The sequence below is a fragment of the Arthrobacter sp. TMN-50 genome (genome assembly GCF_054511125.1).
The window spans coordinates 12,313-38,862 of the sequence record NZ_JBTNDG010000003.1 but is presented as its reverse complement, the minus strand read 5'-3'; the positions used below and the strand labels follow the sequence as shown (position 1 = coordinate 38,862).

The 26,550-nt window shown below is 62.5% G+C and carries 26 protein-coding genes; 15 read left to right on the top strand and 11 right to left on the bottom strand.

Translation table 11 applies throughout. The annotated features are described in order from the left end of the window. Positions 1 to 2: 2 nt before the first annotated feature. On the bottom strand, positions 3 to 1,931 hold the full coding sequence (locus ACX80A_RS06510; RefSeq protein ID WP_459258877.1) for a LuxR C-terminal-related transcriptional regulator: 1,929 nt from the start codon (positions 1,929 to 1,931) through the stop codon (positions 3 to 5). A 217-nt stretch (positions 1,932 to 2,148) separates the two neighbouring features. Here ACX80A_RS06510 and ACX80A_RS06505 point away from each other — a divergent pair, with 217 nt between their 5' ends. After that, positions 2,149 to 3,177 (top strand): 6-phosphofructokinase, encoded by a 1,029-nt coding sequence (locus ACX80A_RS06505; protein ID WP_459258876.1) that lies wholly within the window; start codon positions 2,149 to 2,151, stop codon positions 3,175 to 3,177. Between the two features lie 43 nt (positions 3,178 to 3,220). Here ACX80A_RS06505 and ACX80A_RS06500 read toward each other — a convergent pair whose 3' ends face one another. Both ACX80A_RS06500 and ACX80A_RS06495 read right to left on the bottom strand, forming a co-directional pair. After that, positions 3,221 to 3,730, bottom strand: coding sequence for a universal stress protein (locus ACX80A_RS06500; protein WP_459258875.1), 510 nt, complete (start codon positions 3,728 to 3,730; stop codon positions 3,221 to 3,223). Positions 3,731 to 3,778: 48 nt separating this feature from the next. After that, positions 3,779 to 4,624, bottom strand: a complete 846-nt coding sequence (locus tag ACX80A_RS06495) for a FadR/GntR family transcriptional regulator (protein ID WP_459258874.1) — start codon at positions 4,622 to 4,624, stop codon at positions 3,779 to 3,781. Between the two features lie 156 nt (positions 4,625 to 4,780). On the opposite strand from ACX80A_RS06495, the gene ACX80A_RS06490 reads away from it, so the two are divergent. From ACX80A_RS06490 to ACX80A_RS06450, 9 genes are all read left to right on the top strand, one after another. Beyond that, entirely contained in the window at positions 4,781 to 6,070 is a 1,290-nt protein-coding gene (locus ACX80A_RS06490) for an ABC transporter substrate-binding protein (RefSeq protein ID WP_459258873.1), read from the top strand. Positions 6,071 to 6,215: 145 nt separating this feature from the next. Further along, on the top strand, positions 6,216 to 7,163 hold the full coding sequence (locus ACX80A_RS06485) for a carbohydrate ABC transporter permease (protein WP_459258872.1): 948 nt from the start codon (positions 6,216 to 6,218) through the stop codon (positions 7,161 to 7,163). A 3-nt stretch (positions 7,164 to 7,166) separates the two neighbouring features. Beyond that, on the top strand, positions 7,167 to 8,054 hold the full coding sequence (locus ACX80A_RS06480) for a carbohydrate ABC transporter permease (protein ID WP_459258871.1): 888 nt from the start codon (positions 7,167 to 7,169) through the stop codon (positions 8,052 to 8,054). Between the two features lie 3 nt (positions 8,055 to 8,057). Then, the gene (locus ACX80A_RS06475) at positions 8,058 to 8,582 is read left to right on the top strand and encodes a gluconokinase (protein WP_459258870.1); all 525 of its coding nucleotides are present in this window, start codon (positions 8,058 to 8,060) and stop codon (positions 8,580 to 8,582) included. Continuing rightward, positions 8,572 to 9,717 (top strand): galactonate dehydratase, encoded by a 1,146-nt coding sequence (dgoD, locus tag ACX80A_RS06470; protein WP_459258869.1) that lies wholly within the window; start codon positions 8,572 to 8,574, stop codon positions 9,715 to 9,717. Before ACX80A_RS06475 ends, dgoD begins: the two co-directional genes overlap by 11 nt. Before the next feature lie 32 nt (positions 9,718 to 9,749). Continuing rightward, entirely contained in the window at positions 9,750 to 10,382 is a 633-nt protein-coding gene (locus tag ACX80A_RS06465) for a bifunctional 4-hydroxy-2-oxoglutarate aldolase/2-dehydro-3-deoxy-phosphogluconate aldolase (RefSeq protein WP_459258868.1), read from the top strand. Continuing rightward, positions 10,379 to 11,350: a sugar kinase gene (locus tag ACX80A_RS06460; RefSeq protein ID WP_459258867.1), complete on the top strand. Its 972-nt coding sequence runs from the start codon at positions 10,379 to 10,381 to the stop codon at positions 11,348 to 11,350. The genes ACX80A_RS06465 and ACX80A_RS06460 overlap by 4 nt, the downstream gene beginning before the upstream one ends. A 44-nt stretch (positions 11,351 to 11,394) precedes the next feature. After that, entirely contained in the window at positions 11,395 to 12,624 is a 1,230-nt protein-coding gene (manD, locus tag ACX80A_RS06455; protein WP_459258866.1) for a D-mannonate dehydratase ManD, read from the top strand. A 172-nt stretch (positions 12,625 to 12,796) separates the two neighbouring features. Further along, positions 12,797 to 13,522, top strand: a complete 726-nt coding sequence (locus ACX80A_RS06450) for a FadR/GntR family transcriptional regulator (RefSeq protein WP_459258865.1) — start codon at positions 12,797 to 12,799, stop codon at positions 13,520 to 13,522. A gap of 424 nt (positions 13,523 to 13,946) precedes the next feature. On the opposite strand, the gene rbsD is transcribed toward ACX80A_RS06450, so the two are convergent. The 3 genes from rbsD to ACX80A_RS06435 form a co-directional block, all read right to left on the bottom strand. Beyond that, positions 13,947 to 14,354 carry a D-ribose pyranase gene (gene rbsD, locus ACX80A_RS06445; protein WP_459258864.1) on the bottom strand — a complete coding sequence of 136 codons (408 nt, stop codon included), beginning with the start codon at positions 14,352 to 14,354 and terminating at the stop codon, positions 13,947 to 13,949. Next, positions 14,351 to 15,319, bottom strand: a complete 969-nt coding sequence (locus tag ACX80A_RS06440; protein ID WP_459258863.1) for a ribokinase — start codon at positions 15,317 to 15,319, stop codon at positions 14,351 to 14,353. The genes rbsD and ACX80A_RS06440 overlap by 4 nt, the downstream gene beginning before the upstream one ends. 77 nt (positions 15,320 to 15,396) lie before the next feature. Then, positions 15,397 to 16,266, bottom strand: coding sequence for a sugar phosphate isomerase/epimerase family protein (locus tag ACX80A_RS06435; RefSeq protein ID WP_459258862.1), 870 nt, complete (start codon positions 16,264 to 16,266; stop codon positions 15,397 to 15,399). A 196-nt stretch (positions 16,267 to 16,462) separates the two neighbouring features. Here ACX80A_RS06435 and ACX80A_RS06430 point away from each other — a divergent pair, with 196 nt between their 5' ends. The 3 genes from ACX80A_RS06430 to ACX80A_RS06420 all read left to right on the top strand — a co-directional run bounded on the left by ACX80A_RS06430 (position 16,463) and on the right by ACX80A_RS06420 (position 20,130). Further along, positions 16,463 to 17,968 (top strand): sugar ABC transporter ATP-binding protein, encoded by a 1,506-nt coding sequence (locus ACX80A_RS06430; RefSeq protein ID WP_459258861.1) that lies wholly within the window; start codon positions 16,463 to 16,465, stop codon positions 17,966 to 17,968. A 13-nt stretch (positions 17,969 to 17,981) separates the two neighbouring features. Next, positions 17,982 to 18,992 (top strand): ABC transporter permease, encoded by a 1,011-nt coding sequence (locus ACX80A_RS06425; RefSeq protein WP_459258860.1) that lies wholly within the window; start codon positions 17,982 to 17,984, stop codon positions 18,990 to 18,992. Positions 18,993 to 19,137: 145 nt separating this feature from the next. Then, the gene (locus ACX80A_RS06420; protein WP_459258859.1) at positions 19,138 to 20,130 is read left to right on the top strand and encodes a substrate-binding domain-containing protein; all 993 of its coding nucleotides are present in this window, start codon (positions 19,138 to 19,140) and stop codon (positions 20,128 to 20,130) included. Between the two features lie 198 nt (positions 20,131 to 20,328). Here ACX80A_RS06420 and ACX80A_RS06415 read toward each other — a convergent pair whose 3' ends face one another. From ACX80A_RS06415 to ACX80A_RS06395, 5 genes are all read right to left on the bottom strand, one after another. After that, a complete protein-coding gene (locus ACX80A_RS06415) occupies positions 20,329 to 21,144 on the bottom strand; it encodes a GntR family transcriptional regulator (protein WP_459258858.1) in 816 nt (271 codons plus the stop codon). A 67-nt stretch (positions 21,145 to 21,211) separates the two neighbouring features. Next, positions 21,212 to 22,048: an amidohydrolase family protein gene (locus tag ACX80A_RS06410; RefSeq protein WP_459258857.1), complete on the bottom strand. Its 837-nt coding sequence runs from the start codon at positions 22,046 to 22,048 to the stop codon at positions 21,212 to 21,214. Then, positions 22,045 to 23,016 carry an aldo/keto reductase gene (locus ACX80A_RS06405; protein WP_459258856.1) on the bottom strand — a complete coding sequence of 324 codons (972 nt, stop codon included), beginning with the start codon at positions 23,014 to 23,016 and terminating at the stop codon, positions 22,045 to 22,047. Before ACX80A_RS06405 ends, ACX80A_RS06410 begins: the two co-directional genes overlap by 4 nt. Then, the gene (locus ACX80A_RS06400) at positions 23,013 to 23,336 is read right to left on the bottom strand and encodes an L-rhamnose mutarotase (RefSeq protein ID WP_459258855.1); all 324 of its coding nucleotides are present in this window, start codon (positions 23,334 to 23,336) and stop codon (positions 23,013 to 23,015) included. Before ACX80A_RS06400 ends, ACX80A_RS06405 begins: the two co-directional genes overlap by 4 nt. Positions 23,337 to 23,340: 4 nt before the next feature. Beyond that, positions 23,341 to 24,660, bottom strand: coding sequence for an enolase C-terminal domain-like protein (locus ACX80A_RS06395; RefSeq protein ID WP_459258854.1), 1,320 nt, complete (start codon positions 24,658 to 24,660; stop codon positions 23,341 to 23,343). Positions 24,661 to 24,874: 214 nt separating this feature from the next. On the opposite strand from ACX80A_RS06395, the gene ACX80A_RS06390 reads away from it, so the two are divergent. Next, positions 24,875 to 25,771: a fumarylacetoacetate hydrolase family protein gene (locus ACX80A_RS06390; protein ID WP_459258853.1), complete on the top strand. Its 897-nt coding sequence runs from the start codon at positions 24,875 to 24,877 to the stop codon at positions 25,769 to 25,771. Continuing rightward, positions 25,768 to 26,550, top strand: a complete 783-nt coding sequence (locus tag ACX80A_RS06385) for an SDR family NAD(P)-dependent oxidoreductase (RefSeq protein WP_459258852.1) — start codon at positions 25,768 to 25,770, stop codon at positions 26,548 to 26,550. The genes ACX80A_RS06390 and ACX80A_RS06385 overlap by 4 nt, the downstream gene beginning before the upstream one ends.

The window sequence follows — 26,550 nt, the reverse complement described above, 5'->3', positions numbered from 1 at the left end:
TTTCAGGACACAGATCGTGTTCGTGGGTGCGACCCCCGGCGGATGCCGGGGGTCGCACCCACGTCCGACGTGGACTGGGATGGCTCGACGCCGCTCATGCTGACCAGCATGGTCCGGTTGCGGGCACCGGTCTTGCGTAGCAGGGATCCAACATGTTTCTCAACGGTCTTCGCAGAGATCTGCAGTCGGCGGGCGATTTGTTTGTCCGCCAGGCCTTGCAGCACCATGTCACGCACCTGGCGTTCGCGTACCGTGAAATTGTCCAGCGTGGTGTCTTCCGGGGCGGATGCCATGAGGGAATCAAAAATATCGCCCTCCACGAGGGCCTGCCCTTGGCCGGCTGCGACGATCACCCGCGCAATGGCCTCTCCTCCCGCTTTACGGTTGATGAATCCCCGCACCCCGGCTTGTTTGGCTGACCGCACCTGGTCCACCGTGGGATTATCTGTGAGGACGACGATGGCGGCCTGTGGATCGAGTTTCCTGACCTCCGTGAGTACTCCCGGATCGGCTTCCTGAACCATATCCAGGTCAACCACCAGGACGTCGGGGCGGAGCAGTTCATACGCGTCCAGCAGCTGCGCCGGAGCGCTGACTTCGGCGGCGATCTGGACCGCCGGCTCGCTGAGCTGGAGTAGCCTGACCAGGCCAGCGCTGATGAGGGGCTTGTCATTGGCGATCAGCACCTTCCACCTCGGCTGGGGGTGCCCGCCCCGCTCCGGAACCTTGTCAGGCAGGGTGGCCCTCACCTTGGTGCCCCACCCGGGCATCGTGTCGATGTGCAGGTCACCCCCCAGATGGACGGCACGCGAGGTCATCCCATGCAGCCCGAGGCAACCCGAGGGCAGGGCCGAGTGGTCTCCGTGGGTTGTGGCGAGATCAAATCCCCGTCCGTTGTCTTCCACCAGGACTGCTAGCGAATCGCTTTCATAGACCAACCCCACCCGAACACTCGTGGCCCGCGAGTGTGTCACCACGTTGCCCAGTGCCTCCTGGATGATCTTGAACGCCTGGTGGGTAATCTCCGGTGCAAGAGCACGGGGGGATCCGATGACGGTGAGCTGCGTCTTCGCAACGCTCATCGATTCGGCCCAGGCCAGTTCGGCCGCGACCGCCACGTCGAGGTCCCGGCCCGCGAGGGATGCCGGGCCCATCCCCAGGATTGTGCGGCGTGTCTCGGCCAGGGCGTCATGAGCGATATTCCGGGCGGCACCGATGTGCCGGGACGCAGCGGCTTCCAGACCGCCCTGCCGGACCGCTTTGTCCGCATCATCGAGACTGAGGAGCAAGGTGGCCAGGGATCGGCCGATGGTTTCATGAACGTCCCGCACCGCCCGTTCCCGTTCCGCTCCGATCGCGGCTTCCTGTTCGCGTTCAGAAGCGATGGCGTGCAGCTCTGAGTTTTTCAACGCGATCGCTGCGTGGCTGGCGAAAAGCTCAGCCAACGCGGCGTCGTCGGGAGTAAACACCCGCTGCGGATCGGCGCCGAAGATGATGCAGGTGCCAATCACACGTGCATCCCACTGGATGGGTACCCCAATTACCGCGCAGTTCCACCGCGGATCTTCGGGCGAGATATGGCCCTTCGCCACTTCACTGTAGGTCCGAAGGATCACCGTGGAGCGGTCCCGCACCACCAGGCCGGTGATGCCTTCTTCCAGCGAGAACGTTTGCCCTTCCTGGCAGCCGACGCCGAAATCAACTTTCTTGGCGTAGGTTCCGCTCGCTTCGTTGACCAGTGAGAGGGAGCCCGATTCACAGCCCAGCAGCATAGCCGCGTGTCCCAGGATCCGTTCCAGGAGGGGTTGCAGCTCGAATCGTCCGGCGAGGTCGCGCGCGAGCTCCGCAACAGTGTTCAACCGCTTTTGCGCGCCGTCCACCTGTAGTGCGCCGTGAATCAGTGGGTCAGACCCCAGCCAGGAATCAGTCATTTCCGTCCTCTCTGACGAAATGCGCGTCTAACCGCCATGGAACCGGACACAGGTGCGGCGCCACCATCGGTTTATGCATTACATCACGATGCGTGCTGGTTATCCCCCATGGGTACGGCGGGTAAGCCCTCATGGCAGGTCCGGTGGATTGGTGGTTGCGTTGAGGTGAGCAGAGCAAGGGTCCCTGATAAGGCGAAACGATGGCTGGAGAAGAGTGATGGCTCGGATTGGAATTTTGACCAGCGGCGGGGATTGCCCGGGGTTGAACGCCGTGATCCGGTCCTGTGTGCTCAGGGGGATCCGGAACCACGGCGACGAGTTCATCGGTTACATCGACGGCTGGCGGGGGTTGGTTGAAAACAACTCGATCATCCTGGACTGGATGAGCATCCGTGGTATCGCGAAACTGGGTGGAACTATCCTCGGCACTTCCCGCACCAGCCCTTTCGGCGAGGGCAGCGGCGTGGAGCACATCGAAGCGAACCTTCGTTCTCTCGGGGTGGATGCGCTGATTGTTATTGGTGGTGAGGGAAGCCTCGCCGCCGCGAAGATTCTCAGTGATGATGGCGTGCGGATTATTGGTGTCCCCAAAACGGTGGATAACGACCTTTCCGCGACTGATTATTCTTTTGGCTTCGACACTGCGGTGGAGATCGCGACCGAGGCGATCGATAGGCTGAAAACCACCGGCGAATCGCATCACCGTTGCATGATTGCTGAGGTCATGGGACGCCATGTCGGCTGGATTGCCCTACACGCGGGAATGGCTACGAGTGCCCACGCAATTCTCATCCCGGAACAGCAACCCAGTATGGCGGAGATCTGTGAGTGGGTGGCGAAGCCTTTTCACCGGGGAAGAACCCCGCTGGTGGTTGTGGCCGAGGGATTTGTCTCGGCGGAGATGAGCCAGCCCCACTCGGAACGCGGACTCGATGCCTTCAACCGACCCCGGCTGGGCGGCATTGGCGAACGGCTCGCACCCATCATTGAACAACGAACCGGGATTGAAACGCGGTCCGCAACTCTTGGGCACATCCAGCGTGGAGGTGCGCCGAGTGCATCAGATCGGGTGCTGGCCACCCGGCTGGGCATGGCAGCGGTAGACGCCGTTCACGACGGCGCCTGGGGCACCATGGTTGCCCTGCGCGGGACCGACATCGTGCGGGTAAACCTCGAAGAGTCAGTGGCGCAACTCAAGACCGTCCCGCAGTCTCGCTATGACGAAGCGACGACGTTTTTCGGCTGATCGCCAGGTCTAAAACGGCTCGGCACTGGGAACGCTGGCCACGTCAGAGCAGGTCATACGGCTCCAGGGGTCGATTCTCGTGATAACGGTCCCTCCAGCGGTGGTGGACCTGGGGCTTCCCGTCGTCGTGGACAACAAGAACAGGGCACGTGGCGTGAGCAACGCAGGCGTTGCTCACGGACCCCAGATGCAAGCCACGGAGGCCACCGTGGCCGCGCCGACCGACAATGAGCAGGTGCGCCGCGGCGCCCGCTTCGATCAGCCGGGTCGACGCGTGTCCCCGCACGACAACGCTGGTAAAACCGGGAGGCGGTTCAGCGCCGAAAGCCTCCTCGACAGCCGCGATGAGGTGGCTACGTGCAGCCTCCTCAAACGCCTGGGGATCCGGCAGGAGATAATCCTCGTACATCTTCGGATAGTCCCAGCAGGCGACGGCGTGTACTTCAGCCCCAAAAGCCGGCGCCAAAGTTGCAGCCAGCCTTAGCGCAAGAATGGAGGGCCCCGAGCCGTCAACTCCAACGACTACCTGCGGGTCCTCCGGGTTTCTTTCCATCACAGTTCTCCTAACTCAGGCGGTACCCAAGGGTGCCGCGGTCGGTGGTTACGGGTGATCCTCCTTCATCTCTGTGACTCCAATTTTACTTCCGTAAAAGCTGTTCCGGTGGGAAATTTTAGAAACCGATGAGACGTTGTTGCTGTTCGCCGCCTCGTTCCACAGTGTGCTCATCTCGGTCATGGCACGTTCCATGATGGCAAGCATTGAGTGGTGGGCGTCGACCGGGTTGCCGCGCTGGATGGCGCTGGCGACGTCGACGTGCAGCTGAAGCGCTTCCTCGTGCGGGTGCTCAGGCATCAGGCCGTAGTGGGTTCGCCCGGTGAGGACCTCTGCGACCAGAGAGTTGAGTTTGCCGAACATCTCGTTCCCCGAACTCGACAGGACGAGGCGATGGAACTGGATGTCGAGGGTGAGGAACAGTTCGGTGTCCCCGTCCTGACCGGCGGCCCACAGCTTCCCGGCCAGCCCCATTAGCTCGCTGGCGTCGGCGAGGGGAGCCCGCAGTGCTGCCAGCCGGGCGGCCTGAGGCTCAATGGCGGTCCGCAACTCGGTCAGTGACCGGAGTTGGGCCACCCTGCCCGGTGACGCAAGCCGCCACCTGATGACCTGGCGGTCGTAAAGATTCCACTCCGTGGCGGGAAGCACCTGGACGCCCACCCGACGTCGCGACTCGACCATGCCCATCGATGCGAGCACGCGCAGCACCTCGCGGATGACCGAGCGGGAGACGCCGTAGCGCTCCTCGAGTTCCTCGATCCGCATCACCGATCCCGCAGCCCACTCGCCCGCGCCGATGGCCAGCCCCATTTGATCAATGACCGATGCGTGCAGACCAGAGGACACAACACCGGGGGAGACATCACCAGTAGGGAGGGATTCGGGTGGCTGCATGAAATGAAGCGTACCAAGAGCATCCCATTTGAGTAACGGGGTTGCATAAGTATGATCTTTGTCACTAACATCATGGTTTATAGCAGATGTAAACCGATCATCTACTCCTGGCCCCGGTCGACGCGGGTGTCCTCAACGAAGAGAACTGGAGCAACAGTGCAGCGCAAAACTATGCGGGTAGCCGGACTGGCGGTCACGGCATTGCTGGGCGGAACCCTTGCAGCATGCGGCGGAGGTGGCGGCGACGCAGCGTCCGACACCCTGCGGGTCACCCTTGCCAATCACGTGTGGACCGACAAGATCATCGAGGCCATCCCCGAATTTGAGGAAGAAACCGGGCTGACGGTTGAGCTCACGCAGCTCGGCGAAGACCAGCTTTCGGCCCAGTACAACGTGCAGCTCAACGCTGGCACCGACGAGATCGACGTCATGATGTACCGGCCTCTGCAGGAGGGCAAGCTGTTCGCCCAGAACGGTTACCTGGCAGACCTGACCGAGCGCGTCGCATCCAACCCCGAATGGGAATGGTCCGACTTCCAGAGCGGCCCCGTGGACTCCACTACCTTCGAAGACAAGGTGGTCGGCGTCCCGACCATCACCGAACGCGAAGTGCTGTACTACCGCACCGACCTCCTTGAGGAGGCGGGCCTTGAGGTCCCCAAAACCCTTGAGGAACTCGAAGCCGCTGCCCATCAGATCAGTGAAGAGAACCCCGACGTCGCAGGCTTCGTTGCCCGCACCGGCAAGTCACCGGCCGTCACCCAGTTCTCCAGCTTCCTTTACAGCTTCGGCGGTGACTTCATCGACGAGGAAGGCAATTCGGCCATCGCCTCACCAGAAGCCAAGGAAGCCTACGAATACTACGGCCGCATGATCAACGAATACGGTCCCGAGAATGTCAGCACCGACATGAGCTGGCCCGAAGCGATGGCCATCTTCACCCAGGGCGGCGCAGCCTTCTACACCGAGGCTGACAGCCTGTACCAGAACGCCACCGATCCGGCGAACTCGCAGGTAGCCGAGAACGTAGGCTTCGCCCCACTGCCGGCCGGCCCCGCCGGTTCCAAGCCCTACAATGTGCCGTCGTGGGGCCTCGGCATCAACGAGGCGTCCAACAACCAGGACAACGCCTGGAAGTTCCTCGAATGGGCCACCAGTAAAGAAATGGTTCTCGAGATCCAGCAGGAAGGGGTTCCCGGGCCACGTACCTCGGTCTGGGCCGATCCTGAAGGCACCTCGACCTACCCCGAAGATCTTGCTGCAGCCATCGAAGCCAGCGCCGAAAACGGCGTCGGCTACGACCGCCCGCTCGTGATCAACGTCGCCGAAGCCCGTGAAGTGGTGGGGGATCCGATCGTGGTCGGCATCACCGGCGGCGACGTCGAAGAGGCCGCTGACGCAGCGAGCGAATCCTTCCAGGCCTTCCTGGACGACGAACGCGAATAGCGTCCGACGGCGGCTCCCGTAGCCGTCCCACGATGTGGCGCCGCCCGGCGGAGACAACCCCGCCAGGCGGCGCCACCATCACCCTCACGCGCTTCACCCCGCCAAGAATGCAACCGATGCACTTCCTGCAACAAGGACGTTGACCATGACTGTCGCCTCGCCACCGAGGACCATCCCGCCGAAGGACCGTAGGCCGGGGAACACCCGTTACAAGGCCTACTCCGACTGGGCCAACAATCACCGGAAGTGGCTTTTCGCAGCCCCGGCCATGATCTTCGTCGGCATTCTCATCATCTTCCCGCTCGGCTGGACGATGTACCTGAGCCTGACCGACTCCTCCGGGTCGGTTCGCGCCGAATCCGACTTCATTGGGTTCGCCAATTACGCCGAAGTGCTGACCGATACGGAACGCTTCTGGCCCGCCGTGGGGCGTACCTTCGCATTCACGTCGGTGGCGCTCGCCGTCCAGATGATCCTCGGCATGTGCATCGCCCTTTTGCTGTGGCGCCCGTTCAAGGGCGAGAAATGGGTCCGCGTGGCGATCCTTCTTCCCTTGGTCGCCACCCCGGTGGCCGTCGGCATGATGTGGCGGTTGATCTTCGACCCCAACATCGGGTTCGCCAACCAGGTGCTCGGCTTCGTCGGCATTCCTCCTCAGCCCTGGCTCTCCGGGCAGGCGACCGCCCTGCCCACGGTTATCTTCATCGACATCTGGCAGTGGACCCCCATGGTGGTCATCATCCTGCTCGCCGGCCTCACCTCCCTGTCCGAGGAACCCGACGAAGCGGCCCGAATCGACGGTGCCAACGCCTGGCAGCGCTTCCGCTACGTCACCGCCCCACTGCTGATGCCGACCATCATTGTCGCCGTCCTGCTGCGCAGCATCGACGCCCTCAAGACCTTCGACCTGCTGTACGCCACCAAGGGCCGCGGCGGCGGATCCTTCAACGAGGTGGAAACGTTGAACATCTACGCCTACGGGCTCAGCTTCGACTACAACGACTACGGGTTGTCCTCAACCGTCCTGATTCTCTTCTTCCTCATCATCATCGCGGCCATGTGGGTTCTGACCCGGCGCCGGAAGGACGTGTAGCTCATGAGCACGATCGCCCCCATCCTGAGCCAGGGCAGCACCCAGCCCACCGGTATCCCGAAGCGCCGGAAGAAGCCACTGCGCCGGCAGGGCTACAAAATCTTCCGCGTTGTCGCATTGACGCTTGTGGTCCTCGCGTTCATTGCCCCGCTGGTCTGGATGTTCCTTGCCTCCCTGAAGACCAACGTTGACATCTATGACGCCGGCAAAACCCTGATCTTCACCCCCACCACGGCCAACTACGAGACGGTGCTGGGCCGCAACAACTACTTCTCGTTCGTGTTCAACAGCTTCTGGGTGGCGTTCGCGTCCACCGCCCTGTCCCTGATCATCGGTGTCCCGGCCGCCTATTCCATGAGCCGGTTCGCGATGCGCCGCTCGGCGCTGGTGGTGCTGATGGCGCGCATCATCCCGGGTGTGAGTCTGCTGGTGCCCTGGTACTACGTGTTCTCCAACCTCTCGCTGGTGGGCGGGTACGGGGTGCTGATCCTCTCGCACATGTTCGTGGCCCTGCCGCTGATCGTCTACATCATGATGTCCTACTACGATTCGATGCCACTGGAACTCGAAGAGGCCGCCCGGGTGGATGGCCTCACCCACATCGGCGCGTTCCTGCGGATCACCCTGCCGCTGTCCATCGGCGGCGTAGCGACGGCCGGCATCCTGTCCTTCATCTTCTCGTGGAACAACTTCATGTTCGCCCTGGTACTCTCCGGCGCCGAGACGAAGACCCTGCCCGTAGCCATCTTCAACTTCGTTGCCTACGCCAGCATTGACTGGGGAGGACTGATGGCCGCCTCGGTGGTGGTCACCATCCCGATCATGGTGATTGCCCTGTTCACCCAGAAGTACATCGTCTCCGGTCTCACCGCCGGCGCAACCAAGGGCTAGACCATGACGGCTACACCTACCCCACCGATCGTGGTCATGGGGGTGCAAGGTTCTGGCAAAAGCACCATCGGGGCCCTGCTTGCAGAACGCCTCGGCGTCAGCTTCGTCGACGGCGACGACCTGCACCCCGCGGACAACAAAGCCCTGATGGCTGCTGGCACCCCGCTGACCGACGACAACCGGCTGCCCTGGCTGCACGCCGTCGGCGCGGTACTGGCCGACGGACGGGAGGGGGGCGTCGTCGTCGCCTGTTCAGCCCTCAAGCTCGCGTACCGGGACCTGCTCCGCGGGCACGCGCCGGAGCTGGTGGTGGTCCACCCGCACGGGACCATGGAGCTGGTGGCCGCGCGGATCTCAGCGCGCGAGCACGAGTACATGCCGCCGTCGCTGCTGGCCTCCCAATACGAGAGCCTGCAGACCCTGGGCGACGACGAACGTGGCCTGACCGTCGACCTTTCCCTTCCACCGCGGGCAATGGTCGACCACATTGTCGCGTACCTCTCCGAAAGCACCATTCATGCGCATTAGCAGGATCGAAACCTTCCTTGTCCCACCGCGCTGGCTTTTTGTCAGGGTGGAGACGGACACCGGCATCGTCGGCTGGGGCGAGCCCGTGGTGGAGGGGCGCTCCGAGACGGTGCGGACCGCCGTCGAGCAGCTGTCCGAACTGCTGATCGGCGCGGATCCGTTGCGGATCGAGGACCACTGGCAGGTCATGACGAAGGGGTCCTTCTACCGTGGGGGAGCCATCCTGGCCAGCGCCGTCGCCGGCCTGGACCAGGCTCTGTGGGACATCGCCGGGAAGTCCCTTGGCGTGCCCGTGCACCAGTTGCTCGGTGGGCACGTCCGCGACCGGATCCGGATGTACGGGTGGGTGGGCGGCGATGATCCCGCCGAGGTGGCCGACTCCATCTCCGCTCAGCTTGAGGTGGGGCTGACCGCCGTGAAGATGAACGCCAGCGGCAGGATGAGCCCGCTCGGCAGCGTCGCGGAAATCGACGCCGTCGTGGAACGCGTCGCCGCTGCCCGCGAGGTGCTCGGTCCGCACCGCGACGTCGCCGTCGACTTCCACGGCCGGTTCACCCTCGCCAACACCAGGCGGGTCGCGCCGCTACTGGAACCGCTGCACCCGTTCTTCCTGGAAGAGCCCACTGTGCCGGAGAACTCGCACCTGATCGGGGGGCTCACCAGCTCCACCACCATCCCGATCGCCACCGGGGAGCGCCTTTACAACCGGCAGGAGTTCCTCCCGGTGCTGCAGGCCGGGATCGCCGTCGCGCAGCCGGACCTGTCCCACGCTGGCGGCATCACCGAGGTCCGCAAAATCGCGTCCCTGGCCGAAATCTACGATGTGCAGCTCGCGCCGCACTGCCCACTGGGACCGTTGGCTCTCGCCGCCTGCCTCCAGGTGGGCTTCGCCACCACCAACTTCCTGATCCAGGAACAGAGCATCGGCATCCACTACAACCAGGGCGCCGAGGTGCTCGACTACGTGGTCGACAAGACTCCGCTGAAGTTCGTTGACGGCCACGTGGAGCGCCTGACCGGGCCGGGCTTGGGTATTGAGATCGACGAGGCCGCAGTCCGCCGGGTGGACAAGAGCGGCCACGCCTGGCGCTCACCCGTGTGGCGGCACGACGACGGTTCCTACGCCGAGTGGTAAATCGGCCTCCCAGCCCTACGAAAGGACCACCCATGTCTGACTTCCTTGCAGGACTCTCCAGCTCCCGTCTGCTGGCCATCGTCCGCGGGACCGACCGTGATGCCTCGATCCGGGCAGCCGTGGCCCTGGTGGAGGTGGGGGTCCGCCATCTTGAGGTGTCGCTGAACACCCCGGACGCGGTGGACGTGATCGCCGGAGTGCGCCGGGAGGTGGGGGACCGGGCGACCATCGGGGCCGGGACGGTCCTGACCGCCGACGACGCCGGGCGGGTCGCGGCTGCCGGCGGCCAGTTCGTGGTGACCCCGGCCGTGTCGGCGTCGGTGGCCGCGGCGGTCCGGCTGCAGCTTCCCGTGATTGCCGGTGCGTTGACTCCCACCGAGGTGCTCACGGCAATGGATCAGGGTGCAACAGCAGTCAAACTCTTCCCTGCGTCCCTCGGTGGGCCGCGGTACCTCTCGGCTCTGCGCGACCCGTTCCCGCGGATCCCGTTTGTGCCGGTCGGTGGGGTGGACGAGGCCGCGGCGGCCGATTACCTGGCCCGCGGCGCCGTCGCCGTCGGCGTGGGGTCACCGCTGGTGGGGGACTCGGCGTCGGGCGGGGACCTTGCCGAACTGCGCCACCGTGCCCGGCGGTACCTGGAGCTTGCGGCAGCGGTCGCCGGATGAGTGAGAGCACTGGCGACGGTCCGTCGGTGGACGTAGTCACCTTCGGCGAAACGATGGCGTCCCTGCGTGCTGCCGGGTTGTTGCGGGCTGGCGGAGCGATGACCATGTCGCTCGGCGGTGCCGAAACCAACGTCGCTATCGGCCTGTCCCGGCTCGGCCACCGGGTGAGCTGGGTGGGTAGGCTCGGCGCCGATGAGGTGGGCACCTTCGCGCTGCGGACGCTGCGCGCCGAAGCTGTGGTGACCGACGGCGTCGTCATCGACTCCGCGCGGCCGACGGGGTTGATGCTGCTCGAGAAGCGGATCGCCGACGTATCGCGTGCCGCCTACTACCGGGCGGGTTCGGCGGGTTCGGTGCTGTGCATCGACGATCTGCGGGCGGCGCTCGACGGGCACCCGCGGATCCTGCACCTCACCGGGATCACTCCGGCGCTTTCCCGCAGCGCTGCCGAGGCGACGCTGTGGGCCGCCGGGGAGGCAAAGCGCCGCGGCATCCTGGTCAGTTTTGACGTCAACTACCGGTCCAAGTTATGGAGTGGTCCGGACGCCGAGGCGACGCTGGGCCCGCTGGCGGAGCTGGCCGACGTCATCATTGCCTCCGACGACGAACTCGCCCTCGTGGCATCCGGTGTCTCTGAAGCCGAGGCGGTGGCGAGTCTGCATCGGCGCGGGGTCAGCGAGGTCGTTATCAAACGGGGTGCGGCCGGCGCTTCCGCCTATGCCCCAGGGGAACCGACGGTCCACCAGGCTGCGCTACCCGTGCCGGTCGTGGACACGGTGGGAGCCGGGGACGCGTTCACTGCCGGCTACCTGTCGGCCTTACTTGACGCCGAGCCGACCGCCGGACGACTGCTGCGCGGCGTCACGCTTGGGTCTTTCGCCGTCGCCGGTTCCGGGGACTGGGAAAACCTGCCCTACCGTGGCGAACTGGCCCTGGCAGCGCAGTCGGCTGGCAGCACCATCCGCTAAGCCGTTCCGCTCAATCATGTGCACTGAATACCGAGGAGACCCAAGTGAAAATCAAGAGCGCAGAAGTGATCGTGTCGAGTCCGGACCGGAACTTCGTCACCCTGAAGGTCACCACCGAGGACGGCCTGACCGGGCTCGGAGACGCCACCCTGAACGGGCGCGAGCTCGCCGCTGCTGCCTACCTTGAGCACCACGTGGTGCCGCTGCTGATCGGGCGGGACGCCCACCGGATTGAGGACACCTGGCAATTCCTGTACCGGGGAGCATACTGGCGCCGCGGGCCGGTGACCATGGCGGCAATCGCGGCGGTCGACGTCGCACTCTGGGACATCAAGGCCAAGGCGGCCGGGATGCCGCTGTATCAGCTGCTGGGGGGCGCGTCTCGGGACGGCATCCGCGCGTACGGCCATGCGAGCGGGCGGGACATCCCCGAGATTCTCGACTCCGTGCGCGAACACCTGGACCTCGGCTACAAGGCGATCCGGATCCAGACCGCAGTACCCGGAATCGACGCGGTCTACGGGGTGGCCGCTCAGCCCAGCGCTGGTGGCACCCGGTACGACTATGAGCCGGCGCAGCGGGCAGCACTTCCAGCCGAGGAAGACTGGGATACCCGCGCCTATCTGCGCCACATTCCGACAGTATTTGAGGCGGTCCGGAGCGAGTTCGGCCCGGAACTGCCGCTGCTGCACGACGGGCATCACCGCATGACGCCGATCGAGGCCGCGCGGTTGGGCAAGTCACTGGAACCGTATGACCTGTTCTGGCTGGAGGACTGCACCCCGGCCGAGAACCAGGACGCGCTGCGGCTGGTCCGGCAGCACACCACCACGCCGCTGGCGATCGGTGAGGTGTTCAACACGGTGTTCGACTACCAAACCCTGATCCGTGAACAGCTAATCGACTATGTCCGGTCGGCGGTCACCCACACCGGCGGAATCAGCGCGATGAAGAAGATCCTCGACTATGCGGCGCAGTACCAGATCAAGTCGGGCATCCACGGGCCGACCGACATTTCGCCGGTTGGGATGGCTGCGGCACTGCACCTGGACCTGGCGATCCACAACTTCGGCATCCAGGAGTACATGCGCCACGGTGACCTCACTAACGAGGTATTCCAGCAGTCGTTCTCCTTCAAGGACGGCTACCTGCATCCGGGCGATCAGCCGGGGCTCGGCGTCGAACTGGATCTTGCCGCCGCCGCAGCGCACCCCTATACCCCCGCCTATCTGCCGTTCAACCGGCTCAAGGACGGAACCATCCACGACTGGTAACCGCGACCGGCCCTCGCAGCTGGCGAGTCGCGGCGGACTGATACGTCCCGGATCGCCGGCGGTTCAAGCGGGACCGGGTGGCTGCGTTCCCGGGCATGCGAGATGGCGAAGGACGGGTGAAGTAGCAAGCCTTGCGGGCCTGGAAAGGTTGGCTGACGACTAGGATCTGTTTATGGCCCTCACCGACGATGCGATCACCAAAATCAAGGACATGATTCTCGGCGGGCAGCTGTCGGCGGGCGACCGGCTTCCTCCCGAAAAAGAGCTGAGCGAACAGCTGGGCCTCTCGCGCAGCTCGCTGCGCGAAGCGGTCAAAGCGCTGGAGACCATCCGTGTGCTGGACGTACGCCGCGGCGATGGCACGTATGTGACCAGCCTCGAACCCAAGCTGCTGCAGGAGTCAGTATCGTTCATGGTGGAACTGCACAGTGACACCTCGGTGATGGAGCTGCTGGAGGTGCGGCGCATCCTCGAGTCCTCGGCGGCGTTTATTGCCGCAAACCGGATTACCGCTGGGGATATCGCCCGACTGGGCGCCGAGATCGACGAGGTTGACACCCGGTCGGTGGAGGACCTCCTCGATCACGACCTGCGGTTCCATGGAATCATCGCTGAGGCCGCTGGCAACGCGTATCTGGCAGGACTGCTCTCCGGGCTCAACAGCCGGACGGTAAGGGCACGCATTTGGCGGGCTCTCACGCAGCAGAACGCGGTCGAGCGAACCCTTGCCGAACATCGCGCCATCGCCGCCGCCTTGGAAAATGGCGATGCAGAGCTAGCGCGGGCCGCCACAATGGTACATATCAGCGGCGTCGAGCAGTGGCTACGCGCGGCCCTCCTGGCGGATCTAGAGCAGTCGGGCCATGCTGACTTCGATGGGACGAACCGACCGTCCTAGCGTCCTACGCCTGTCGCGGCTCGCGAAGACTGGCGACGAGGACCCTCATCGAAGAGTTAGGCCCGGATGCTTTCCTGGATCTCGGCGATTTCAACCTGGCCATCGAGCCACAACGCGTTCTCCCAGCGACGAGATCCACCGTCCCCGGTCAATCAGCTCGGCCGCAGTTGAACCCTAGGTCTGGACGAAAACTGTTCTTGCCCCAGCCTCACTGGCCCACTCCACCAGCTCTGGGATGTCGCCGGTCCGGATCCCGGCCGTCGCCAGGAGACTTGGATTGGTGGTAAGTCCTTCAAAAAAGGCCAGTATGCAGCAGCGCCTTGGCTTCGACGCGGTCCGCGGTATCCAGGTAAAACTTCATCAGATCGCTCTCAGGTCAGTATCGCTGACAGGTTAGCCTCAGGGGTGTGCACTAGCTGGTGGATCACCCGTAGGCGACGCCGGCCTGAAGAATGACGTTGGCATAGGGGGTGAATTCGCCCGAGCGGACCGCGGCACGGGCGTCGACGGACATTGCCTTGAAGTCGGAATGCGGTACGAACGAGGGCTTGACCCCCGCTGCTTCCAGTCGTTCGAGGATGAGCTCGAGCAGCCGGGGACTGTGATCCTTAATTTCAGCGGCCAGAATTGCACCTTCGATCACCACCTCAGACAGTACAGCGTCGAGAACTTTTAGAAAGGGCGGCTCTCCTGGGAGGTACGCCAGCTCAACACGTTCCACATTCCGCGGGATCGGCAAGCCAGCATCGGTGACGACCAGGAGATCGGTGTGCCCAACCTCCGAGATGATCCGCGACAGCTGAGGGTTCAAGATTCCAGGATTTTTTCTCATGTGGACGCTCCATTCGGGTCAGTCTGCGTTGCGAGGAAGGTACCCACCTCGTCGGAGGTGGGAAGGCTACTTGAGGCGCCGTATTTCGTGACAGCCAGAGCACCAGCAGCCATGGCCCGCGCAATTGAGTGGTCGACACCCAGTCCGGCAGCCAGTGACGCGCCGAAGTACCCGGAAAATGCGTCCCCGGCAGCAGTGGTGTCAACGGGTACGACCGAGTAGGCCGGGAACACGATCTCGCGGTCCTCGGCAACGAGTACTGCGCCAGCCGAAGCCATCGTGATGATGGCGTTCCTCACCCCTCTGGCCAGGAACCAATGCCCGGCTTTCACCGCTGAAGCAAAGTCAGTTACCTCAATTCCCGTTATGAGGCTCGCTTCGGTTTCGTTTGGAGTTACATAGTCCACGTTCCCCCAGGCCTCTTCGGGGAGGATAGCCGCCGGCGCCGGGTCCAGAATAACGGTCAGTCCAGCTGCGCGGCCGGCACGGATTGCGTGAATAGCGATCTCCCGGGGGATCTCCAACTGGGTTAGCAGTACCGAAGCGCGGGACCTGAGACGGCCGATTGCTCCGTCGATTTGTTCCACACTGAGGAGTTCATTCGCCAACGGCACCATCACGATGTCGTTCTCGCCTGACGCATCGACGCGGATGTGAGCAATACCGGTCGGAGCATTCACCACGCGCAATTCGGAAGTGTCGACCCCGTGAGTCCTCAAACCTCCACCGACGAGTTCCTGAAACAGATCATTGCCAATGCAACCGACCATGAAGGAATCGGTTCCGGCAAGCCCGCTGGAAACGGCTTGATTGGCGCCCTTCCCGCCGAGCAACAGGGTGAACTGATCGCCCAGAATGGTCTCTCCCCTTTTGGGGAGCCGCTCAGAGAACGTCGTCACGTCGGCTGTGACGCTTCCGACGATGATCACGCCAGCATTCGGGGGGTCCGACGGTTCCTTGGCCATGTGGGTCCTTTTTCTAGTCCTGCACAGCTACGCATAATTTGGCGACGTGTAGCTCCGTACCAGTATAGGTCGGATGTTTAGTGCAGTTTAATGGATTTAATCGCCGTCAATTGATCACGAATGTAACGATTGGCATGCGCACCCAACTCGGCCGAATCGGTCCAAAGATTACGCCACACTCCGAGGGTGTTGCTCAGTTCCCCGGACACAACGGCCGACGAGAAGGATTCGAAGACGATAGGTCCGTCGTAATCCACAGCAGACAAGGCGCGGAAAAAGGAGCCGAAGTCTACCGAACCGGATCCCAGGTATCCCCGATGACTTTCACCGATGTGAACATAGCCAAGCTTCTGCCCGGTCGCGACAACTGGCGAATATAGGTCCGGTTCCTCGATATTCATATGGTAGGTGTCGAGATGCAATCTGACGTTGTTATGGTCCACCTCCGTGAGGAATTGGATGCCCTGCCCCGCGGTGTTCAGGAGGTTGGATTCATAACGATTCACAATTTCCAGCGACAGCGTGATCCCCAGAGCGGCCGCCCGTTCTGCCAGGCGGCGTATGGCCTCCGAGCTGTTGTTGCGGCCCCGCTCGCTCGCTGGCTGCTGGTATTTCTGCATGGCGCTGTAGATGACGCCGCAGAGGTGGCCCGACTCCAGCTCATGAACTATTTCCAAGCACCTCCCAAGTAATGCCTCACCCGCAGCGACGACGTCGGTGTCCTCACTGCTCAGGTCGGTGCCCGCGGTCAGCCCGAGTGACGCGGTTGCACTCAGGCCGTGGCTGGCCAGCGTTTTTTTGGTGGACGAGGTATTGAAATCTGCCAGGTTCATCAGCGGTATCTCCAGCAGATCGAAACCCGCTTCAGCGGTCCGTCGGATCGAGTTCTCGATTGACGTACCGTCCTGCGAGCCGTTCCAGACCAGTGCGTGGCATCCAATGAGCATGAATCTCCTTATATAACTATTTGCAAACATCCGACCAAAACTGTGCGCTACGTCATATTTACCCTTACTCTAGTAATTAATCATCTGAAGATACATCCAGATACAGGCTGCCCTTCCCTGGGCCTGTCAGTGGGGGTATCTTCGGTTCGGGTGTGGAAGCGACCGAGAAGTGTCCTTCGATGAGGCAGGAGCATCAGTGAGCGAAACATTGTTGAAGGTTGAGGGGATAAGCAAAAGCTTCCCCGGCGTGCAAGCGCTCAGTGATGTCCAGTTCGATGTGAACCGTGGAGAAGTCCTCGCACTGGTAGGCGAGAATGGTGCCGGTAAGTCCAGCCTGATGAAGATCCTCTCCGGGATCTATGAAAAGGATGCTGGCACCATTTACCTGGAGGGGCAACCGGTCGACATCCACGGCCCCCGTAACGCGCAGGAACTGGGGATCATCATTGTTCATCAGGAGATGAACCTGATGCCCCACCTCACCGTCGCCCAGAACATCTACATTGGACGCGAACCGCTCCGATTGGGACTTCTGGATGAGCGCAGACTCAACCGGCAGACCGAAGAACTCCTAAAACGGCTGGCAATCACCGAGATTGTGCCGGGGGACTTGGTGGAGAACCTGACGGTCGCCAAGCAGCAGATGGTCGAGATTGCCAAGGCTCTGTCCTTTGACGCGAAGATTGTCATTATGGACGAACCGACGTCGGCCCTCACCAGCGCGGAAACGGATACGCTTTTCCGCCTGATAGGCGACCTAAAGGCTTCAGGGATAGGGATCATCTACATTTCCCACCGGATGGAGGAACTCAAGCGGATTGCCGATCGCATCACGGTCCTGCGGGACGGTAAGTACATCGGCACCCGGGACAAAGCAGCGGTGGACCAGCACGAGATCATCAAAATGATGGTGGGCCGCGAGATCGATGAGAATGCGCGGCCTGCGAGCATCCAGCGGTCCAACGTCGACGACGTCGTCCTGCGGGTCGAGAACCTCAGTACCAAGAAGTTGCTGCGGGAGGTAAGTTTCGAACTCCGACGAGGTGAAATCCTTGGATTCTCCGGACTCATGGGAGCGGGCCGGACTGAATTGGCCCGGGCCATCATTGGGGCTGATCCCATCACCGCCGGAAAGATTTTCATCAATGGCGACGAGACGCGCATCAGCCAGCCAGCCGACGCTGTCCGCAAAGGTGTGGGTTATCTATCGGAGGATCGAAAGGCCCTCGGCCTCCTGCTCGACCGGGATGTCAACACCAACATCCTCCTCTCATCCCTGGGCCAATACGCGAATCCGTTCGGATTTATGCGGACTGGTCCAGGCAAAGGGACGTCAAAGAAATATATCGAGCAGCTGCGCATCAAGACTCCCTCGATGTTCGCCACCACGAAGAATCTCTCTGGCGGAAACCAGCAGAAGGTAGTCATCGCCAAATGGTTGGCGAGAGACTGCGACATCCTGATCTTCGACGAGCCCACCCGGGGGATCGACGTTGGCGCGAAGGAAGAGATCTACCGGCTGCTCAACGAGCTTGCAGACCGCGGAAAATCGATCATCATGATTTCCTCCGAACTGCCTGAAGTGCTCCGGCTGTCCCACCGCGTCATCGTAATGGCGTCCGGCCGGATCACCGGTGAGATGGATAGCGAAGGCGCCGACCAGGCCAAAATTATGGACTATGCCACGAGAATGACGCAGTAGGGAGCACCTTAGAATGAGTAAAACTTCGACAACGGCGCCGTCAAAGCCGGCTTCAGAACGGTCAGGCGCAAGGCAGGCATCATTCCTGCGTCAGCGACTGCAGCAGTCGCTGGCATTTGGCACCCTGCTGGTCCTGGTGCTGTTTTTTTCTCTAGCCAGTGAAAATTTCTTCTCCTGGAGTAACATCTCCGGCATCTTGCTGGCGACGGCGGTGATCGGCATCCTGGCGTTCGGCACCACCCTGGTGATTGTCACTGCGGGCATCGACCTGTCTATCGGAACGGGCATGACGTTATGTGCCGTGGTTACCGGCATCTTGCTGGTCAACCTGGAGTTGCCACTGCTGGTGGGGGTGCTGGGCGGAATAGCCACTGGTGCACTGATGGGATTCATCAACGGCGTGAACGTATCGATCTTCGGCCTGCCACCGTTCATCGCCACGCTCGCCATGATGCTGATTGCCCAGGGTCTGGCGCTCGTCATCTCCGGCGTCCGGCCGATCTACTTCAGCAACGTTGAGGGCTTTCGGGATATCTCCCTGGGCCAGTTGATACCCGGGCTACCGAATGCGGTCCTCATCCTGTTCATCATGGGGATAGTGGCGTACCTGCTTCTGAGCAAGACACTGTTGGGCCGGTACACGTTCGCTATCGGCAGCAACGAGGAAGCAACGAAAATCTCGGGTGTGGACACGAAAAAATGGAAGATCCTCATTTACACCGTTGCCGGCGTGTTCACCGGCATCGCCGGAGTGGTCATCGCGGCCCGACTCGATTCAGCTCAACCCCAGCTGGGTGTGGGATATGAGTTGCAGGCAATAGCCGCGGTCATCATCGGCGGCACCTCACTTATGGGAGGCAGGGGGTCCATCCTCGGTACCCTGATCGGCGCGCTCATCATGAGCGTCCTGATCAACGGGCTGCGCATCATGTCGGTACAGACCGAATGGCAGAACGTCGTCGTCGGCGTCGTGATCCTGGTTGCCGTCTTCACCGATTCCCTCCGGCGCCGCCGTGAGGTCTAACACCGTTGGCCAACTATCACGGTGGCACCCAAAGAGCTCAACAGTCAGAGCATCCAGCCATCACTTGTAGGCCAGCACGATTCCAAGTCTCACCACACACCGAAGGTCGGCGCTGATGCCGTCCGGACACGAAAATGGAGAAATCATGAAATTCGGAAAGAAAGCACTTGCGGCAGGCCTGATGGTCTCGGCCCTCTCGCTAAGCGCCTGCGGCGATTCAGCGGGCAGCACCGACTCGGAACTCGACTCGGCAGGTACCGGCGACAAGGTTTACATCGCGATGGTATCGAAGGGGTTCCAGCACCAGTTCTGGCAGGCAGTCAAACAGGGCGCCGAAGAGAAGGCAGAGGAACTTGGCGTCGAAGTGACGTTCGAAGGCCCCGCATCGGAAACCGAAGTTGATGCGCAGCTGCAGATGCTCCAGGCTGCCATCGACCGCGCACCCGACGCCATCGCCTATGCGGCCCTCGACCCCGAAGCCTGCGTTGCATTGATGGATGAAGCCGAATCGGCGAGCATCCCGGTAGTGCAATTCGATGCTGGCTGTGCGAGCGACTACCCGGTCAACCTGGCTCAGACCAACAGCAAGGACGCTGGAGCGCTAGCCGCGGATAACATGGCTGAACTGATCGGCGGATCCGGCGAGGTCGGAATCGTCGGTCACAGCCAGATCAACAGCACGGGAGTGGAACGTCGGGACGGTTTCGTGGAACGAATGGAATCCGAATACCCGGACATCACTGTCGTTGACATCCAGTACGGCGATGGTGACCACCTGAAATCAGCCGATATTGCGAAGGCCATGATCCAGTCCAATCCCGACCTCAAGGGCCTCTATGGCACGAATGAAGGCTCCGCGATCGGCATCGTCAATGGCGTCAACGAGCTCGGACTTGAACCGGGCGAGTTGAAGATCATCGGATTCGACTCGGGCAAGGCACAGACCGACGCCATCAGGAGTGGAGTGATGGCGGGCGCTATTACCCAGGATCCCATTGGTATGGGAGCCGCAACTGTTGAGGCGGCGATGAAGGCAATCGACGGCGAAGAGCAGGAGCCCATCACGGATACCCCGTTTTACTTCTATAACGCAGACAACATCGACGACCCGGAAATCGCACCGGTTCTGTACGAGTAGCGACCCACAACTGTTGATGGCCTTCGCACCTGCGGGGGCCATCAACGGTTAAGGCTCAATCGTCTCCTGCGATGCGGGATCGCCGGGCCAGGATAGGACCCGCGCCGGGTTGGCGATAGTCAACTGTTCCACAACGCGGGTGCCGACCATTTGTTCGAGTCGCGGGACGCGGCGCTCGACCCTGGGGCTGGTGCCTGGTCAGGCGCCGGTTGTCACCCGGTGAAAGCCGGGCTGCGCAGATGAGGAGGTCTCGGCGTCGATCCGGAATTCAAAGCGGCTTTGGTCCCCGCGATGGTGAGCGATAAAAAATTCCACCGGGGTATCTGTGGCATCGTAAATGACACTCCGCAGAAGCATGAGCGGCGATCCCTTCGCGACTTGGAGCGCGTCGGCCTGGATTTTGGTGGCAACCGTCGCTTCCACCGAGCGGATTCCGTGGTCGGCCCGGATATTATTCTCGGCCAACAAGGCATACAGCGACTGGCTGCTCAGGTCCGCATCGAGGACCAGTGATGCAAGCGCCGCCGGCAGGTAGGTAGTGGTCAGGGACCAGGGTGAGCCTTCGACGTAGCGAAGTCGTTCGATCGCTACGACAGGATCGCCGACAGCAACACGGAGAGCCTCGGCCGCTGCCTCATCAGCGGGGACAAGTGCCTGGCGTCGCACATCGCTGTGCGCCGTCCTGCCGCGAGCCTCGACGTCCGCGTACAATCCCCGCGGCGTGTGAACGAGACTCTTGGCAACCTTATGCGGTGCCACGAAGGTGCCCTTCCCCTTGACCCGTTCGACAACGCCGTCGCGTTCCAGCTGACCCAGAGCCTGTCGGACGACGGTGCGGGACACTCCGTAGAGCCTGCACATCCCATGCTCACCTGGGAGTCGGAATCCGGGTGCAAGTTTACGCGACGAAATGTCGTGGGCCAGGCGGTCGCACAATTGTTGATACATCGGGGTGGAAGTATCCCGGATCATGGAGGCCGCTGCGGGAATGGTTCCGGCGGACTGGTTGGACATGTCGAGCCGTTCGTCGGGGGTGCACCGGCTGTGTTACCCCGTCCAAGGGCTGGCAGCGAAGGTGTTATTACAGGTTGGTTCTACGGTAGGTGCGTGTGGCTGTTCCTGCAAGCACGGCCTCCTGCTCGGCCGGGCTCAACGAACCAATCAGAGTCTTCAGCACCTCCCACGTCGGTTGATAACCGCCGAATGGAACGGTCATGGGCCAATCCCCGCCGTACATCAGGCGGTCCGGGCCGAATAGTTCGAGGGCCGTGGTAAAGACAGGTTCGAGCAGTTCAACGCTGTACTCCGCGTGAGGAATCCGCAATCCCGAAAGTTTCGCCACGGTGTTGGGGGAGGCGGCGCAGCGGACCAGTTGCTCCCGCCACCGGCTCCAGGCGGCCGAGCCAACAGGGGGCGGCTTGCCCAGGTGGTCTACGACCACGGTCAGTTCGGGCAAGGCGGCAGCGAGGTCCGCGGTGGCAGAGAGATGACGGGGGAACGCATCGGGGACGTCCAGCGGGAGTCCGGCCGCCGCCACCAGCGCAAGCGATCGCCGGACCTCCGGCAGCGCTAGAAATCCGTCCCGCGGGTCACCGTGGACGAGGTGACGCACGCCGGTAAATAGCGGATACTCCAGCCACTGCTCCAACTGGGCGGCCGCCGCCCCAGGATTGTCCAGTTGGACCCACCCCACAACCCCGCGGATCCAGGTAGTGGCCTCTGCGGTAGCGAGCAGGAACGTGGTGTCCGCGATCGAGTCCTCGGCCTGGACCAGGACAGCCTCCGCGATACCCGCCCGGTCCAACTCGTCCCGTGCCTGTGCTGCGGTAAAGTCACGGTGCAGTTCGCCGAAATCGGGTGTGATCCAGTCATAGCCACCCCGTCCGAGGTCCCAGAGGTGGAGGTGCGCGTCGATCATGCGGTGGTGGACTCCGGAGGGATCAGACCTTGGGCGGTGAGGTCCGCCCAGAGGGCATCGGATACGGGTGCGGCCATGTTGGCGATATTGCTGGACATCTGATCGGCCCCATGGGCCCCAATCACCACGCTGCACACAGCTGGGTGTCTCAGCGGGTATTGCAGGGCGGCAGCGGGTAGTTCAACACCGTGCCGGCGGCAGATGCCAGCCAACACCCGCGCCCGGTGGAGCAGTTCGGCTGGGGCCTGCTGATAGTTGTAATGGGTCGTCTCCGGAACCGCGCTCCTCGCCAGGATGCCGGAATTGAAGACTCCCGCCGCGACTACCCGTGTGCCCCGCTCCTCGCAGAGGTGAAGCAAGGTGCCGAGAGCTGGCTGTTCCAGCAGAGTGTAGCGGCCGGCAAGCATCACGACGTCGAGCGCTGACTTCGCAAGCAGGGTAGCGACGGCCTCCGCCGAGTTGGAACCGACGCCAACCGCCTGGACCAGACCCTCGGCCTTAAGTTTCCGCAGTGTCGGAAGCGCGGTCGAAAGAGCAGCCGCCAGCCCGTGCACTTCCGGATCGTGCAGGTACAGGATATCCACCGAGTCGACTCCGAGCCGGGCGAGGGACTCGTCCAGGCTGCGGCGGATGCCCGCCTCCGAGTAGTCCCATCGCCTGAGTGTGCGGGCCTCGACGTCGAAACCCTCGGTGTCCCTGTTCCCAGGCTCAAACTGGGGATTATCTACCAGGAGTCGGCCGACTTTGGTGGAAAGCAGGAAGTCTGAACGTGGTTTGGTTCGCAGGAACGCACCAAGCCGTTCCTCGGAGAGACCGAGTCCGTAGTGGGGTGCGGTGTCAAAATAGCGAATGCCGCCGTCCCAGGCGGCGATAAGCGTCGACACGGCTTCGTCGTCGTCAATCCTCGAGTACAGGTTCCCCAGCGCGGCGGCTCCGTAGCCCAGGGGGCCCAACGCAAGCGTGGTCATCGCTGAGGTAGACCCCAGACCAGTGGAATGCCGCGGTCATCGCCGGAGTAGCTGTCCTCGATCTCCAGCAGCTCGGACATCTGCGCCTGCCAAGGGAGGTTGGCTGGATGCTCCGCCAGGAACGTGCGCATACGGGAGTAGTCATCGACTTCGATGAGGTGGAACAACTCCCGGCCGCTGCGCCAAATGCGCCAGTTGTGGACGCCAATCTGACGCATCGCCTCATCAAGTTCAGCCGGGATCTGCCGGTGGATCCGGTCGTACTCCGCCTCTTTGCCCGGTTTGAGCCGGGTGTGCACCGCAATTGTTTCTCTTTCCATGATGTCACTTTGCCATAGTCAAAGCGGCTGCCGACCATACCGGTCCGTCGGGGAACGCAAACTCGATGAGGGAGGCCGCCTTCATCTCGCTACCGCCTCCCCGGACCAGTGGAGCGCGGTAGTGTCCATGGTGCAATTCGACCGGGGCGATGAAATGCTCATGCAGATGATCGACAAATTCGATGACCCGGCCCTCCTTCGTTCCGGACACCGCTACGAAGTCGAACATCGATAAATGCTGCACCGCTTCACACAATCCAACGCCGCCGGCGTGCGGGCAGACCCGTACTCCAAACTTGGCAGCCAGGAGCAGGATGGCGATGTTTTCGTTCACCCCCGCCACCCGCGCAGCGTCCAGCTGTAGCACTTCCAGCGATCCGGCTTGCAGCATCTGTTTGAAAATGATCCGGTTCTGCGCATGCTCGCCTGTGGCGACGGGAATTGGAGCGATGGCCCTTGCGATAGCCGCGTGCGCGAGAATGTCGTCGGGACTGGTCGGTTCCTCCACCCATGCGATATCGGAATCCTCCAGGGCCTTGACCCAGGCGACGGCCTCATCAGTGTCCCAGCGTTGGTTGGCGTCGATGGCAATCCGCATGGTGGGCCCGCACGCTGCGCGGGCCACTTTCAAACGGCGAATGTCGTCCTCCAGGTGGGCGCCGACCTTGAGTTTGATCTGGTGGAACCCATCCGCCGCCGCCTCCCGGCACAGGCGGGCAAGCTTTTCGTCGCTGTATCCGAGCCAGCCCGGCGTGGTCGTGTACGCCGGGTATCCGTCGGCAAGCAATTCAGCTTCCCGCGTGGCTCGCCCGGGGCGAGCGTCACGGAGGATCGTAAGGGCCTCCGCCTCGGTGAGGGCATCGGTCAGATAGCGGAAGTCCACCAGGGACACCAGTTCCTCCGGTGTCATCCGGGCAAGTAGTTGCCATAGGGGTAGGTCTGCACGCTTGGCCTTGAGGTCCCAAAGGGCATTGATCACGGCACCAATGGCCATGTGCATCACACCTTTTTCCGGACCCAACCACCGGAGTTGGGAGTCGTACACCATGCTCCGGGATACAGCGCCCATGTCAGCGAGGAGGTGCTCCGCGTTTTTGCCTTTAACGAACGGGACCAGGGCCGCCAGGGCGCCAGCCACCACGTCATTTCCGCGGCCAATCGTAAAAACGAAGCCGTGGCCCTCGTGGCCGTCCCCGGCATCGGTCTCAATCCTGAGGTAGGCGGCCGAATAGTCGGGATCAGGATTCATCGCATCCGAACCGTCCAGCGACGTGGAAGTGGGGAAGCGGACGTCGCTGATCGAGACGGCTGTGATGGTACTCACTGACTAAACTCCCTTGCTGCGGCGGCCCCGGACGATGTCTCTTAACATGGCACCGGTGCTCCTGAGACTAGACATCCGATGTCTGCCTTGTCAACGTTGGCAGATTCTGTATTCTGGATCATGACAGCCAACAGCGTTGCGAGGTGTCTCGACAGGCGGCGCTACCAGGTTTGGGGCACCAAGGTTCCATGTAAAAAAAGGCAGGAAACAACAAGTGAAACTGATAAGGATTGGCGAGCCAGGCGAAGAGATTCCGGCTGTCCTCGACGCCGACTCCTCGGGTGTCGAAAAGACGTATGATCTATCCGGTCTCACTGTTGAGATCGACGGCGAGTTCCTTGCGGCCGACGGAATCGAACGTGCCCGGCGGGCGCTGGCTGACGGGACGCTGCCAGAGCTTCAGCACGCCGGCCGGATTGGTTCGCCCATCGCCCGGCCGCAAGCAATTATCTGTGTTGGCATGAACTACGCAGCTCACGCAGCGGAGTCTGGCTCGGAGCCGCCGACCATACCCATTATTTTCCTGAAAACCCCGAACACTCTGGCAGGTCCCTACGACCAGACGGTCCTTCCCCGGAACAGCACCACCACCGATTGGGAGGTGGAGCTCGGCATAGTGATCGGACGAAGGGCAAGCTACCTGGAATCGCGCGAGCGGTCGGGTGACCACATCGCCGGCTACCTGGTAGCCAATGACGTTTCCGAACGGACTTACCAACTGGAGGAATCTGGTGGCCAATGGTCAAAAGGCAAGTGCGCACCAGGATTCTCGCCGCTGGGCCCCTGGCTCGTCCCCGCTGACGAGGTGGATCCTGACAGGTTAGGTCTCCGCAGTTGGGTCAATGGTGAACAGCGCCAGGATTCCACTACGGCGGACATGATCTTCCCAGTTGACTATCTGGTGCACCACCTGAGCCAGTATCTCGTCCTTGAGCCCGGAGATGTGGTGCTTACCGGAACGCCTGAAGGAGTTGCGCTGTCCGGCAGATTCCCGTATCTGAAACCTGGTGACGTGGTCGAGGTTGAAATTGACGGGCTCGGACGACAACGACAGGTCATTGCCGGCGGATCCGAACTCGATGCACCCGAGGAATCGGTGAGTGAGCGGTGACGGCGGACTTCACCGGTCTCGTCGCGCTGGTAACCGGAGGCGCATCGGGAATTGGCGCGTCGACGGCCGCCCGGCTCGCCGCCGCCGGCGCTTCGGTTGCAGTATTGGATCTGAACCCGGGCGACGCGGCACCGGACCAGTTGGCGCTGCAGTGTGATGTCGCCGACGACGGATCGGTCCGCGCTGCTATCGACGCAGTGATCAGGAAATTCGGGCGTCTGGACATCGTAGTGAATAACGCCGGTATTGGCGCCCAGGGCACGGTAGCTGATAACGACGACGACGAATGGCATCGTGTCCTCGATATCAATGTGCTGGGAATTGTGCGGGTGACCAGGGCGGCACTGCCCTACCTGCGCGAATCGCCGTCGGCGGCCGTCGTGAATGTCTGCTCCATCGCCGCTACGGCGGGCCTTCCGCAGCGGGCCCTCTACAGTGCGAGCAAGGGCGCCGTCCTGGCTCTGACCCTCAGTATGGCCGCTGACCACGTGAGCGAAAGCATCAGGGTGAACTGTGTGAACCCCGGTACGGCGGACACCCCCTGGATCGGAAAACTGCTGGCAAAAGCCGACGACCCCGCGGCTGAACGTGCGGCGCTCAACGCCCGCCAGCCACACGGACGTTTGGTGCAAGCAGATGAAGTGGCTGCCGCCATTATGTATTTGGCGTCGCCGACCGCCGGATCGACCACCGGAACGTCCCTAGCCGTCGACGGCGGAATGCAGGGCCTACGCCTGCGCCCCGCGGCGCCAACACCCGACCTATTCAAAGGAGAATGA